The organism is Dentiradicibacter hellwigii (genome assembly GCF_041770905.1).
GTDB classification, from domain to species: Bacteria; Pseudomonadota; Gammaproteobacteria; order Burkholderiales; family Rhodocyclaceae; genus Propionivibrio; species Propionivibrio hellwigii.
On record NZ_JBEUWX010000002.1, the window covers coordinates 1,656,052 to 1,669,455 of the forward strand.

The following is a 13,404-nucleotide window of genomic DNA, read 5'->3' on the forward strand; positions in this document are numbered from 1 at the left end:
GGACATCTCAGCGGGAAACGCTCTGAGTTCCTTTATCCGCGAGGGTTTCCGGGCATCTCCCCGACAGGGGGAAAATTAGAAAAACCCAGGGGCGAAAGCGCGGGCGCATCTACCAAAAGAGGTGGCCTGAAGCCCGCGTATTTAGGGCATCTCCAAGTGGAGTGCTCTGAAACCCTTATAAACAGGGCATCTCCTGGCGCCCTGCCCGCCAGCCCTTTATTTATAAGGGCTCCAGAGCCACCTGCCTGGAAACGCCCCGTTGTTTACATCCTGAAACAAGCTGATCACTTTGCGTGTTACATTTTTTCCCTACAATTTGTGCCTCAATTTCATGAACGTGTAACGGAGTATCCATGAACAACTTTACCCGGGTAATGTACTGCGGCCTTGCCGCAGCGGGCATCCTGCTCATGACGGCGGCGCTCAATCTGCTTGCCCGCCCGAAAGAAATCAGCATGGCGGCAAGCCCGCTGCAACAACGTCTACTCGCCCTGAAGGATGTGGACGGCAATCCGGCCGCTAAACATCTCGATCCGGCCAAACCGACGCTCGTCAAATTCTGGGCGAGCTGGTGCCCGCTCTGCCTGTCCACGCTCGAGGAAACGCGGAAGTGGCATGACGACAAGGCGCTTGCCGGCATCAACATTATCTCGCTGGCCTCGCCCGGTTATCTGAGCGAACAGCCGGAAGCGGATTTCGTCCAGTGGTATCGCGGCCTCGACCGCCCCAAACCGGCGACGCTGATCGACACCGGCGGCAGCATCGCGCGCGACATCGGCATTGCCGTCTACCCGAGCTGGGCGCTGCTCGATAGCAAAGGCAATATCCAGCGCGTGATCAAAGGCAACATCCAGCGCGAGCAGCTTGTTGCCTTGATGGCCAATCCGCAGGCCGACATCAGCGCCAAAAAAACCTTCTACAAACCCACACAAAAGAAAGCCGTAAACATGAACAGCAAAACCATCTACCTTGCCGGCGGCTGCTTCTGGGGGCTGGAAGCCTACTTTGAACGCATCAACGGCGTGACCGACGCCGTTTCCGGCTACGCCAACGGCAAAACCCAGAAACCCAGCTACGAAGACGTGATCCGCGGCAGCGGCCACGCCGAAACCGTGAAAGTGACCTACGATCCCGAACGCATCAGCCTGGATGACATCTTGCAGTACTACTTCCGCGTCATCGACCCGACCAGCCTCAACAAACAGGGCAACGACCGCGGCGCGCAGTACCGCACCGGCATCTATTCAATCGACCCTGCCGAACGCCCTGTTATCGACAAGGCGCTTGCGCGCGAACAGAAAAAACATAAAAAGCCGCTGGTCGTGGAAAACCTGCCGCTACAAGCCTTCTACGAAGCCGAGGAATACCATCAGGACTACCTTGCAAAAAATCCCAACGGCTACTGCCACATCGACATCCGGCAGGCCGACATTCCGCTCTCGCCGTCGGAAAAGTCCGCCGAATCCGCTGCGAACGTTACCGACAACACACAGCAAACCACGCTAGATAATGAGGGTAACCCCATCATCGATCCGGCCAAATACCGCAAACCCGACAAGGCCGCACTGCGCAGTACGCTCAACGACATGCAATACGATGTGACACAGAACGGCGCGACGGAATACGCCTTCAGCCACGAATACGACCATTTATTCGAGCCAGGTCTCTACGTGGACATTGTCAGTGGTGAACCGCTCTTTTCCTCTGCCGATAAATACAACAGCGGCTGCGGCTGGCCGAGCTTTACCCGGCCCATCAGCCGCACCGTCATCACCGAGCATGAGGACACCAGTTACAACATGCGCCGCACCGAAGTTCGCAGCCGCGTCGCCGACGCCCATCTTGGTCACGTTTTTCCAGACGGCCCCAAAGACAAGGGCGGCCTGCGTTACTGCATCAACGGCGCCAGCCTGCGTTTCATCCCGCTCTCTCAAATGCAGGCGGCCGGTTACGGCGATCTTGTCGAATTCATCCGGCGCAGCGAGACAAAAAAATAAAAATGCCCGCCTTCGCCGCATCGGCGATTTCGGGCCATTTCGCGCTGTTATCTCGACGGGCTAACCGGGCTAACACCGGCCACATAACGCAAACGGAGACGCGCCATGCGTCTCCGTTTGCTGTTTTCTCACCCGCTGCCCGCGCTACAAAGAATGCGCAGGGGCGCAGTATGCCGACGCCTCGCTGGCAGGCTCAGAACGGAATATCGTCGTCCATGTCCTCAAAGGCGGCTTTCTTCGCCGGTGTGGGTTTGGCGCCGCCATAAGAAGCCCGGGGCGCCGCCTCGCCGCCACCATAGGAAGATGAAGACGACGGATCGCCCTGCCCCTGGCGGCTACCGAGCATCTGCATTTCCGTCGCTTCGATTTCGGTCGTATAACGTTCCTGGCCTTCCTTATCCTGCCATTTACGCGTGCGGATACGGCCTTCGATATAGACAGGCGAGCCTTTCTTCAGATATTGCCCGACGATCTCGGCCAGGCGCCGGTAGAAGACGACACGATGCCATTCGGTCATTTCGCGCCGCTCGCCGCTGGCCTTGTCTTTCCACGACTCGGTTGTTGCCATGCGGATATTGGCTACGGCATCGCCGTTGGTCATGTAGCGCACTTCCGGGTCGGCGCCCAGATTGCCGACGAGAATGACTTTGTTCACCGAGGCCATGTTATCTCCACAAAAAAATGAAAGGCGTCAATGGATGATAGTCATTATAAAGGCTTATCGGATTTGCCGCTTTCCGGCGGCAAGCCGGAGAGCCATCGGCCGGATCACGTCCGTTTCGGGAATTGGTTCGTACGGCCAGAAACGCGTATATTAGGCGCGAATTTCAGCATGACAATACAAACAAAAGACTAAAAAGCGACTGACAAGGCAGCATTGGATGGAAGACCTTCAACATATCCGCATTCGCGGCGCACGCACGCACAACCTCAAGAACATCGACCTCGACCTGCCGCGCAACCGGCTGATTGTCATCACCGGGCTATCCGGATCGGGCAAATCCTCGCTGGCTTTCGACACGCTTTATGCCGAGGGGCAACGCCGTTATGTCGAGTCGCTCTCGGCCTATGCACGGCAGTTCCTGCAAATGATGGACAAGCCCGACGTCGATCTGATCGAGGGGTTGTCGCCGGCCATTTCCATTGAACAGAAAGCGACCAGCCATAACCCGCGCTCGACGGTTGGTACCGTCACCGAAATTCACGACTACCTGCGCCTGTTGTTCGCGCGCACGGGCACGCCGTACTGCCCGGAACACGGTTTGCCGCTGGCATCGCAAACCGTCTCGCAAATGGTCGATCAGGCGCTGGCGCTACCTGCCGACACGCGCCTGATGATTCTGGCGCCGGTGGTCGCCAACCGCAAAGGCGAACAGCAGGAACTGTTTGCCGAATTACGCGCGCAAGGGTTCGCGCGTTTGCGTATCGATGGCGAAATTCATGAAATCGATGCGTTGCCCAAGCTTGCCAAAACGAAGAAACACACGATCGATGTCGTCGTCGACCGCCTGAAAGTACGCGACAATCTGCGCCAGCGCCTGGCCGAATCCTTTGAAACCGCGCTACGCCAGGCCGACGGCCGCGCCATTGCGCTGGAAATGGACAGCGGACGGGAGCATCTGTTCTCCGCCCGCTTTGCCTGCCCGGTCTGCGCCTATTCGCTGCCCGAACTCGAACCACGGCTGTTCTCGTTCAATAACCCGGTAGGCGCCTGTCCGAAGTGCGATGGCCTGGGTGTCATCCAGTTCTTTGACCCCAAGCGAATTGTCGCTCACCCGGAGCTTTCACTGGCGGCGGGCGCTATCCGCGGCTGGGACAGGAAAAGCCATTTTTATTTCCAGTTTACGATGGCGCTGGCCGAACACTATGGCTTTGACGTAGAAACGCCATTCAACCGATTGCCGGAAAAAATCCGCAATGCCATTCTGTACGGTTCTGGCAGCGAGCCGATCCGCTTCCGCTACATCAGCGATTTCGGCGGTAGGCACTACGACAAGACCCATCCGTTCGAAGGCATCGTTAACAACTACGCCCGGCGTTATCGGGAAAGCAGTTCCCCCGGCGCACGGGAAGACCTGGCCAAGTACATCAGCGATCAGGTTTGCCCCGAATGCGGTGGTGCCCGGCTATGCAGCGAGGCGCGCCATGTACGTATCGGCGAAGGTGCGCAGGCGCTGACGCTGCATGATATCAACCGCCTGACGCTCACCGACGCGCACCACTATTTTCGCCATCTTGTCTTGGCGGGCAATAAGGCACAGATTGCCGAAAAGGTACTCAAGGAAATTATCAGCCGCCTGCAGTTTCTCATTAATGTCGGCCTCGATTACCTGTCGCTCGACCGTTCGGCAGAAACGCTCTCCGGCGGTGAAGCACAGCGCATCCGCCTGGCCTCGCAGATTGGCTCCGGGCTGACCGGTGTCATGTACGTACTCGACGAACCGTCAATCGGCTTGCACCAGCGCGATAACCGTCGTCTGTTGGAGACGCTGGAACGCCTGCGCGACATCGGCAATACGGTGATCGTCGTCGAGCATGACGAAGACGCCATTCATTGCGCTGATTACGTCGTCGATATCGGCCCCGGTGCGGGCGTACATGGCGGCGCCGTTGTTGCGCAAGGCACCCCCGACGAAATTTCCGCCAATCCGGCTTCGCTCACAGGCGACTATCTCTCCGGCCGCCGCCGTATCGAATCGCCGGGCGCACCGCGCAAGCCTGACCCTGAACACTGGCTGAAGATCGTCGGCGCGCGCGGCAATAACTTAAAGAACGTCACGCTGGAGCTACCTGTTGGCCTGTTCACCTGCATCACCGGCGTTTCCGGCTCCGGCAAGTCGACACTGGTCAACGATACGCTCTACGCCGCCGCTGCCAAGCATCTCTACGGTTCAACACTCGACCCCGCCGAACACGACGCCATCGTCGGTCTTGACCAGTTCGACAAAGTCATCAACGTCGACCAGTCACCGATCGGGCGCACTCCACGCTCCAATCCGGCCACCTACACCGGCCTCCTGACGCCGATCCGCGAGCTGTTCGCCGGCGTCCCCGAATCACGCGCACGCGGCTACGCACCGGGACGCTTTTCTTTCAATGTCAAGGGAGGGCGCTGCGAGGCCTGCCAGGGAGACGGCGTCGTGACTGTTGAGATGCATTTCCTGCCCGATATTTACGTCGCCTGCGACATTTGCCACGGCCAGCGCTACAACCGCGAGACGCTGGAAATCCGCTACAAGGGCAAAAACATTCACGAAGTGCTGCAAATGACAGTCGAGCAGGCTCGCGAATTTTTCGACGCCGTGCCCGTCGTGGCACGCAAACTGCAAACGTTGATAGACGTCGGCCTTTCCTATATCACGCTGGGGCAAAGCGCAACGACGCTTTCTGGCGGCGAAGCGCAACGTGTCAAGCTGGCGCTCGAACTGTCCAAGCGCGATACCGGGCGCACGCTCTACATCCTCGACGAACCGACGACTGGCCTGCATTTCCAGGATATCGAAATGCTGCTGCGCGTACTGCATCGCCTCGCCGCCAACGGCAACACCGTCGTCGTCATCGAACATAATCTGGATGTGATCAAAACCGCTGACTGGATCGTTGACCTCGGCCCGGAAGGCGGCGCGGGCGGCGGCAGAATTCTTGCCACCGGTTCGCCAGAAGCCATCGCTCGTGCCAAAAATAGTTATACCGGCGTATTCCTCAAACCCCTGCTGACACGCCGGCAAAAAGGAAATACCTCCGAAAAGCCATAGAAATGCGCCACTTTTACATTTTTTCCTGAAAAATCCCGGGATATGCCCTTTCCATCGGACATATAAAATGCCAGAATCGCGCCAGAGGTCCTATCGGACTCTCACCAATCATCAATAGGAGATACTATGAACAAATCTGAATTGATTGATGCAATCGCCGCTAAAAGCGAGCTATCCAAAGCGGCTTCCGGTCAGGCACTGGATGCCGTGATTCAGACGATTGTGCAGGCTGTTGCCAAAGGCGATAGCGTCAGCCTTGTCGGGTTCGGCACCTTTAAATCCACCGCACGTGCCGCACGCGATGGCAAGAACCCGAGGACCGGTGAGAAACTCAAAATTCCTGCTACGGTTATTCCAAAATTCACGCCAGGCGCAACCTTCAAAGCAACGGTTGCAGCTAAAGGAAAGAAGAAAAAATAAGCGACACCAGAATCAGGAAATACAAAAAGGGCTTGCGGTCAGCAAGCCTTTTTTATCAGGGACGCACGGAGCATTCCGACAGATCCATCTTGACCGCTTCGTACCTACAATCCAGCGAATGTCAGCATTCTTAGGCAGTATTCAAGGCGAAGCATTTGCCGAATTTCTAGGGTTCACTATATGTTGTCGGCCGGCGATTCTCTGGCGCTTCGCCAGACACGATAAACCTCTAAAGCACACATAAATACAGACCAATCAACACGACGAAATCACGAAACAGACTCAATCATGATGATTCCCGCCAACTCCCAGGAAAACCATAAATTAGATATTTCTTAGAATATGGAGAACATCAAAGTTGTTGCTGAATTACTGGCAAAGTTTTCCCTACTCGACTGGATTGGTCTGGCATGGTTTTTAGTTTGCTGGATCGGTATCGAACTGATTATCAGCTACGGCTGGCTGGGTTATGCGACCCTGCACGGGGAAGCCAACAAACTGCGCCTTGCCTGGGGAAGAGCAATGGTGCAGCGGGAACAGCGCATCATCGACAGTTCGCTGATCGGCAACCTGCTGCAGAGTATTTCCTACTACGCCAATACCTCGATCTATATCATCGGCGCCTTGTTCGCCGCACTCGGTGCCCTCGACCAACTCATTGCCATGGCCTCGGAGCTGCCTTTTGCGCGCGCCCCTTCGCGTGAGGTGGCGGAATTAAAGTTATTGATCCTGTTCGGCATATTCGTTCTGGCCTATTTCAAATTTACTTGGGCGCTACGCCAGTTCAACCTGCTGCTGATTACGCTCGGCTCGGTACCGCAAATGCCAAGCGAGGAAGAAATCGAGCATTTCTCCCTGAAATTTGCCGCCGTCAATACTTGCGCTGGCAACGATTTCAACCGAGGACTGCGCGCCTATTATTTTGGTATGGCCGTCATGTCCTGGATGGTCTCGGCCACCGCGTTCATTATCTCGACATTTATCATCGTTTACGTTCTGGCCCGCCGTGAGTTTGTTTCGCCAGTACTCAAAGGCCTGCTGATCAGTAGCGCATCCGGAAAAACTGAATAATGCCGGCGGGAGGGCATTCGCTGAGCATCGCTTTGTCCCACCCCCGGTAACGCATCAGCGGCGCACAATAGCCTTCTTTTAAGAAAAATCTTCTGAAATAAAAAAGCCGCCTACAGGCGGCTTTTTAGGCAGAACAAAAAATACTTTAAGAGTTTTTAAACTTCGTTTCGAAGGCATCGCGGATCACTGCGAGCTTGGCAGGCAGCTTGGACCCCATCTTGGCGAACCATTCCTTGACGCCCGCGAGTTCAGATAACCAGGTTTCTTTGTCGAGCTTGGTGACGTTGTTGAACTGCTCCTTCGAAAAATCCAGTCCCGTCCAGTCGATATCTTCATAGTTGGGCATCGTGCCAAGCACAGACTCGACACCGCCGACCTTGCCTTCGCAACGCTCAATGATCCATTTGAGGACACGCGCATTATCACCAAAGCCCGGCCAGGCGAAATTGCCTTTTTCATCGGTGCGGAACCAGTTGACCATAAAGATCGGCACCTGTTTCGTCGTGACCGAGCCCATCTGCAACCAGTGGTTATAGTAATCCGCCATGTGGTAGCCGCAGAAGGGCAGCATGGCGAACGGATCGCGGCGAACAACGCCTTGCGCGCCAAAAGCAGCGGCTGTTGTTTCTGAACCCAGCGTCGCAGCGATATAAACGCCGTGGTCCCAGTCAGCGCTTTGACAAACCAGCGGCACGGTCGAAGCACGGCGACCGCCAAAGATGAAGGCCGAAATCGGCACGCCGTCGCCATTCGACCAGTCCTTGTCGATACATGGACATTGCGAGGCCGGCGCAGTAAAGCGCGAGTTCGGATGGGCGGCCTTGGTGCCTTTCTCCTTGGCAATTTCCGGCGTCCAATCATTGCCTTGCCAGTCGATGGCGTGTGCCGGCGCCGGCCCCATGCCTTCCCACCAGACATCGCCGTCATCGGTCAGCGCGACGTTGGTGAAGATGGTATTTTCGGCTAGCGAAGCCATGGCGTTGTGATTGGTCTTGTCGTTGGTACCGGGCGCAACGCCAAAGAAGCCGGCTTCCGGATTGATGGCGTAAAAGCGGGTCACGCCGTCCTTGTCCTTACGCGGCTTGATCCAGGCGATGTCGTCGCCAATCGTGGTGATCTTCCAGCCCTTCAGCCCAGCCGGCGGAATCAGCATGGCAAAGTTGGTCTTGCCGCAGGCCGAGGGGAAGGCCGCTGCCACATAATGCTTCTTGCCTTCGGGCGACTCGACGCCGAGAATCAGCATATGCTCGGCCAGCCAGCCATCCTTGCGCGCCATCGAGGAAGCGATGCGCAGGGCAAGGCATTTTTTGCCGAGCAGCGCATTGCCGCCATAGCCTGAGCCGTATGACCAGATTTCACGGGTTTCGGGATAGTGAACGATGTACTTGGTCGTCGGGTTGCACGGCCACCTCGGATCCTTCTGACCCGGCGCTTTCGGGGCGCCGATCGAATGTACGCACGGTACAAACTCACCATCCGTTCCGAGAATCGGAAAAATATCCTTGCCCATGCGCGTCATGATGCGCATATTGACGACAACGTAAGCCGAGTCGGTAATCTCGAAGCCGATCTGGGCAATCGGCGAACCGAGAGGCCCCATCGAGAACGGAATCACATACATAGTGCGCCCCTTCATGCAGCCCTTGAACAGGCCATTCAGGGTTTCGCGCATCTTTTTTGGATCTTCCCAGTTATTGGTCGGGCCAGCGTCTTCCTGTTTTTCAGAACAAATAAATGTTCGATCTTCGACACGTGCAACATCCGAAGGATCAGAACACGCCAAAAAAGAATTTTTGCGCTTTTTCAGTTTGACGAAGGTGCCGGCATCAACCAGTTCCTGGCACAGGCGATCATATTCTTCCTGAGACCCGTCGACCCACACAACACGTTCAGGCGTCGTCAGGGCAGCGATTTCGGCGACCCATTTTTTGAGTCCCTCATGTTTGACATATTCAGGGGCATTGATTGCAACAGTCTGATTCATAGTGGCACTCTCTCTTCTACAGGATTAAATGAAAAACGAACATGCAATCTTTCAGAAACACAATCCTTTCAGCCGGCAAAAACGATCTTGATCTTCCATGCCTGATGGAAGCAGTCAAACAACACCGGTGATACAAATGAATCAATTACTACAAAAACTGTAAAATCGCGCAGATTTCACAGCAAACACCCACTGCTACGGGTAGCAAACCATGCTGGGAAATCAATTATTTCCTGATTCGATGCCATGCTATCACATCGAATTCCCTTTATCGACCAATGCTGTGCACCTTGGCGTCCAAAAGATTTTTTAATTTCCGCACAGAAAGAAGTTGCATTTTTTATTTAATGCTTTATATTAGCTAACACTCATAGCCCCATGTTTTTTAATATTTTTAGTATTTTCTAAAAATACTCCGAATTTATAGGATTTTGCGCTAGGAAGGAGAAGGCATCGTGCGCTCAAAGCTGGGACCCACCCTACTGTCCATCATTCTGATGTACAGCGGCGCGACCTTGGTGGCCGCCGCGCCCGCAAATAAGAGCAAACAGCGTCCCATCGCGCAAAAAATCAAGGGATCATCTGCACCACATACCAAACAGGCAAATAAGCAACCGGCTAATCTCACGGTATCGGTACGTAAAGCGCCCGCCCGAAACGCAGCGCTCCCCGCCAAGCAGGCAGAAAAAACGTTAGCGAAAGGCCGGACGTCCACGACGAAACAGGCCAAAACTGCAGCGCCCTCTCGTTCCGCCAAGTCCATGACAAAATCACAGGCGCGCCTGGCAAAACATGCGGAGAAATTCTCCCGCTCGGCAAAGCGCGTCGTGAAATCCCGTTTCCCGCACCGCCCACTGGCACAAGCGGCCGAGCAATGGCAGGTTTCCCAGCATCTTGCCGTGAATTCCGCATCGGCGCTGGTTTTTGATCAGAAAACAGGCAATGCGCTTTTTCAAAAGAATGCCAGCGAAATTACACCAATCGCCTCGATCACCAAGCTGATGACTGCCATGGTCGTGCTGGATAGCGCACCCGATTTACAAGCCATGATTTCAATCGGCGAAGACGATATCGACTCTCTACGCGGCAGCCGTTCCCGTCTGCCGGTCGGACTGTCGATCAGCCGCGAAACGGCATTGCTACTGGCACTGATGTCCTCCGAAAACCGTGCGGCGCATGCCCTGGCCAGACATTATCCGGGCGGTATGCCGGCGTTCATTACGGCGATGAACGCCAAGGCAAACGCCCTGGGCATGTACAACACACGCTTTGACGATCCCACCGGACTGAGCAGCGCCAATGTATCCACGGCACACGATTTGGCACGCATGGTCGCAGCCGCTTATCGCTACCCGCTGATCCGCGCATGGTCGACAACAGCCGAGGCATCTATCGACATCAGCGGGCAGTCACTGACATTCCGTAACACCAACCCGCTGGTCAGCCATTCCGACTGGGCGGTCGGGCTATCGAAAACGGGCTATATCCACGAAGCCGGCCGCTGCCTGGTCATGCAGGCCTGGCTGACCGACAAGCCCGTCGTCATCGTTTTACTCGATTCGGCAGGCAAGCTGACGCGCGTCGGCGATGCGAACCGCATCAAGCGCTGGATGGAATACACACAACAACGTGACACGGCACGCGCCCTCGCCGCATCCGGCAACGCTAGCTAGTTAGGCCGGTGTCCGCGGACGATAGCCGATCGCATATGAAATCGCATCCGCCGTCCGCTTGAGCTCAAGCTCCCAGTCATACCGCTGACGGTCTGTGGGCGCCGAAATCGACAGACCGGCGGCAATTTCACCTTCGCTATCGAAAATCGGCGTGGCAATGCAACGCAAGCCGATTTCCGCTTCCTCGACATCGTAAGCAATGCCGGTGCTGCGCACTTTATCGAGATCGTTTTCCAGCGCTTCGAGATGGGTCAGCGAGTAGAACGTCTTGCCGGGTAACCCCGTGCGTTCGGCATAAGCATGCACTTCTTCCGGCGTATCGGCCGCCAGAAACAGTTTGCCGAGCGACGTCAGATGCAGCGGCGCGCGCGACCCGACCAGATAGACGACGCGCACCAGCGACTGCCCGCCCGACGTGCGCTCGACATACACCACTTCATCCCGGTCGCGGATGGCGAGATTAATGACTTCGCCGATCTCTTTGTGCAGCGCTTGCATGAACGGCCGTGCAATCGCCCCGATCTCAATACGCGACTTGACGATACTGCCCAATTCGAGCAAGCGCATGCCCAGCGTATACGCCCCATTTCCATGGCGTCTGACCAACCGCGTGTGGCACATAACGCCGAGGATGCGATGCGCCGTCGACGGATGTAATCCCGTACGCTGTGCCAGCACCTTCAGTGTCGCCGGCTCACTATTCTCCGAAAGCGCATCAAGCAGAGACATCATCCGCTCGATCACCTGAATTGAACCTTTAGATTCCTGCTGCGCAGACATGATGACCTGACAATCTTCCGAGTTCACTGCCACCGGCCAACGATGATGATCGCGCCGTCCTTAAAAATACGTGCGCAATGGTATCACCCTCCCCAAACGGCAGGCGAAATCACCGCAGAGGTCGACACCGACATGATGCTCAAACGAGTGTCTGTTCATCGATAGGCAGCCTAAGCCCAGTATGCCAAGCTAACGCTCAGCGCATGGGGCTATAATGGCTTTATTATGAGCGATGCACATCATCATTCTCACGTTGGCGGGCATGCGCATCACCACCATCATCATGGCGTGGATGCCGGCCCACGCCTGATCGCAGCCTTGGCATTGACGCTGGGTTTTGCCGGCGTCGAAGCATTTGCCGGTCTGTGGTCTGGTTCACTCGCGCTGCTGGGCGATGCCGGCCACATGCTGACCGACAGCGCTTCGCTGGGATTGGCCGCCGTCGCCGCCAAACTGGCACAACGTCCCCCCTCGCGCCAGCATACCTATGGACTGGGGCGCGTCGAGACTTTGGCAGCACTGGGTAACGTTCTTTTCATGGCCTTGATCGTCGTCGGCATCGCAGTCGCCGCCGTGCGCCGGCTGCTCGAGCCAACGATGATTCACGGCGAAACGGTGACGCTGGTTGCCATCGTCGGCCTGTTTGTAAATATCGGTGCTGCCGCGCTGCTGATGCACGGCGAACAGACAATGAATACACGCGGCGCATTGTTGCATGTACTGGGCGATCTGCTTGGTTCAGTCGCGGCGCTCGTCGCCGGCGCGGTGATTTGGTGGGTCGGCTGGATGCAGATCGACCCGCTGCTTTCCCTGCTGATTTGCGGCCTGATCCTCTTCTCCAGCCTGCGCCTGCTACGTGAAATTGTCCAGGCTTTGCTGGAAGGCGTCCCGGAACATCTTTCCGTTGAAAAGATCGGCCATATGCTGGCGACCGTACCCGGCGTCCTCTCTGTACATGATCTGCATATCTGGACCCTGTCGTCGAACCGCATCGCCTTGTCCGCACACCTGGTGGTCAACTCGCTCGATACCTGGGCGGAAACGCTGGCCGAGGCGCAGCACACGCTGCTTCATGCCGGCATCGGACACGTCACCCTGCAGCCGGAAGTTCAGGTATACGCCATACATTGGCTAGCCAAGAACTCCGACGCGCTCCCACCCGAACAGGCGGCGCCATGAGAACCGTCGTGCAGCGGGTACGCGAGGCGCAGGTTGATGCCTTCGGCAGCACCGTGGGCCGCATTGGACAAGGGCTACTGGTACTCGTCGGCTGTGAAGAGGGTGACGGCGAAGAAGACGCCCGTTGGCTTTCGGCCAAACTCACCGGTCTGCGCATTTTTGATGACGAAGCCGGCGTTATGAATCGCAGCGTGCGCGATGTCGGCGGCGAAATTCTGGCAGTCAGTCAATTCACTCTGTTCGCTTCGGTCAAAAAAGGCAATCGCCCTTCCTGGAACCGTGCCGCGAGGCCGGAAGTAGCGCAGCCGCAATTCGAATATTTCCTGCATTGCCTGGAAATCGAGCTGGGACGCCCGATCCAGGCGGGCATCTTCGGCGCCAACATGCAGGTTTCCTTGATCAACGACGGACCGGTCACGCTATTGATCGACACCAAAGCGCGCTAGATAGACAATCCGCTCGGCACCGCTTTCACGGCAACCTTCGCCGATGCGTGAATCGGGCAAATTATGTGGAAAGCCGCAACCGCGGCATCTTCCCCATGC

The 13,404-nt window shown here is 56.4% G+C and carries 10 protein-coding genes; 7 read left to right on the forward strand and 3 right to left on the reverse strand.

From position 1 onward, the window contains the following. Positions 1-353: 353 nt before the first annotated feature. Positions 354-1,997, forward strand: coding sequence for a bifunctional peptide-methionine (S)-S-oxide reductase MsrA/peptide-methionine (R)-S-oxide reductase MsrB (gene msrAB / locus ABCS64_RS09835; RefSeq protein WP_479686657.1), 1,644 nt, complete (start codon positions 354-356; stop codon positions 1,995-1,997). A gap of 193 nt (positions 1,998-2,190) precedes the next feature. On the opposite strand, the gene ssb is transcribed toward msrAB, so the two are convergent. Next, on the reverse strand, positions 2,191-2,661 hold the full coding sequence (gene ssb, locus ABCS64_RS09840; protein WP_418891661.1) for a single-stranded DNA-binding protein: 471 nt from the start codon (positions 2,659-2,661) through the stop codon (positions 2,191-2,193). A 217-nt stretch (positions 2,662-2,878) separates the two neighbouring features. Here ssb and uvrA point away from each other — a divergent pair, with 217 nt between their 5' ends. The 3 genes from uvrA (at position 2,879) to ABCS64_RS09855 (ending at position 7,243) form a co-directional block, all read left to right on the forward strand. Next, positions 2,879-5,752, forward strand: coding sequence for an excinuclease ABC subunit UvrA (gene uvrA, locus ABCS64_RS09845; RefSeq protein ID WP_418891662.1), 2,874 nt, complete (start codon positions 2,879-2,881; stop codon positions 5,750-5,752). A gap of 126 nt (positions 5,753-5,878) precedes the next feature. Then, positions 5,879-6,172 (forward strand): HU family DNA-binding protein, encoded by a 294-nt coding sequence (locus ABCS64_RS09850; protein WP_418891663.1) that lies wholly within the window; start codon positions 5,879-5,881, stop codon positions 6,170-6,172. Positions 6,173-6,514: 342 nt separating this feature from the next. Then, positions 6,515-7,243 carry a DUF599 domain-containing protein gene (locus ABCS64_RS09855; RefSeq protein WP_418891664.1) on the forward strand — a complete coding sequence of 243 codons (729 nt, stop codon included), beginning with the start codon at positions 6,515-6,517 and terminating at the stop codon, positions 7,241-7,243. Positions 7,244-7,388: 145 nt separating this feature from the next. Here the strand turns inward: ABCS64_RS09855 and ABCS64_RS09860 are convergent, their stop codons facing one another. After that, on the reverse strand, positions 7,389-9,227 hold the full coding sequence (locus tag ABCS64_RS09860) for a phosphoenolpyruvate carboxykinase (GTP) (RefSeq protein WP_418891665.1): 1,839 nt from the start codon (positions 9,225-9,227) through the stop codon (positions 7,389-7,391). 761 nt (positions 9,228-9,988) lie between these two features. Between ABCS64_RS09860 and pbpG the strand changes: the two genes are divergently transcribed. Further along, positions 9,989-10,900: a D-alanyl-D-alanine endopeptidase gene (pbpG, locus tag ABCS64_RS09865; protein WP_418891666.1), complete on the forward strand. Its 912-nt coding sequence runs from the start codon at positions 9,989-9,991 to the stop codon at positions 10,898-10,900. Here the strand turns inward: pbpG and ABCS64_RS09870 are convergent, their stop codons facing one another. Continuing rightward, a complete protein-coding gene (locus ABCS64_RS09870; RefSeq protein WP_418891667.1) occupies positions 10,901-11,680 on the reverse strand; it encodes an IclR family transcriptional regulator in 780 nt (259 codons plus the stop codon). A 225-nt stretch (positions 11,681-11,905) separates the two neighbouring features. Between ABCS64_RS09870 and ABCS64_RS09875 the strand changes: the two genes are divergently transcribed. Together ABCS64_RS09875 and dtd are read left to right on the forward strand one after the other, a co-directional pair. After that, a complete protein-coding gene (locus tag ABCS64_RS09875) occupies positions 11,906-12,859 on the forward strand; it encodes a cation diffusion facilitator family transporter (protein ID WP_418891668.1) in 954 nt (317 codons plus the stop codon). Beyond that, a complete protein-coding gene (dtd, locus tag ABCS64_RS09880) occupies positions 12,856-13,305 on the forward strand; it encodes a D-aminoacyl-tRNA deacylase (protein WP_418891669.1) in 450 nt (149 codons plus the stop codon). Before ABCS64_RS09875 ends, dtd begins: the two co-directional genes overlap by 4 nt. Positions 13,306-13,404 lie beyond the last annotated feature (99 nt).

Bases quoted from the DNA above. Each gene is read 5' to 3' on its own strand.
- ABCS64_RS09855 (WP_418891664.1), top strand. From the start codon at position 6,515: ATGGAGAACATCAAAGTTGTTGCTGAATTACTGGCAAAGTTTTCCCTA.
- msrAB (WP_479686657.1), top strand. From the start codon at position 354: ATGAACAACTTTACCCGGGTAATGTACTGCGGCCTTGCCGCAGCGGGC.
- ABCS64_RS09850 (WP_418891663.1), top strand. From the start codon at position 5,879: ATGAACAAATCTGAATTGATTGATGCAATCGCCGCTAAAAGCGAGCTA.
- ABCS64_RS09875 (WP_418891668.1), top strand. From the start codon at position 11,906: ATGAGCGATGCACATCATCATTCTCACGTTGGCGGGCATGCGCATCAC.
- pbpG (WP_418891666.1), top strand. From the start codon at position 9,989: ATGACAAAATCACAGGCGCGCCTGGCAAAACATGCGGAGAAATTCTCC.
- ABCS64_RS09870 (WP_418891667.1), bottom strand. From the start codon at position 11,680: ATGTCTGCGCAGCAGGAATCTAAAGGTTCAATTCAGGTGATCGAGCGG.
- ssb (WP_418891661.1), bottom strand. From the start codon at position 2,661: ATGGCCTCGGTGAACAAAGTCATTCTCGTCGGCAATCTGGGCGCCGAC.
- dtd (WP_418891669.1), top strand. From the start codon at position 12,856: ATGAGAACCGTCGTGCAGCGGGTACGCGAGGCGCAGGTTGATGCCTTC.
- ABCS64_RS09860 (WP_418891665.1), bottom strand. From the start codon at position 9,227: ATGAATCAGACTGTTGCAATCAATGCCCCTGAATATGTCAAACATGAG.
- uvrA (WP_418891662.1), top strand. From the start codon at position 2,879: ATGGAAGACCTTCAACATATCCGCATTCGCGGCGCACGCACGCACAAC.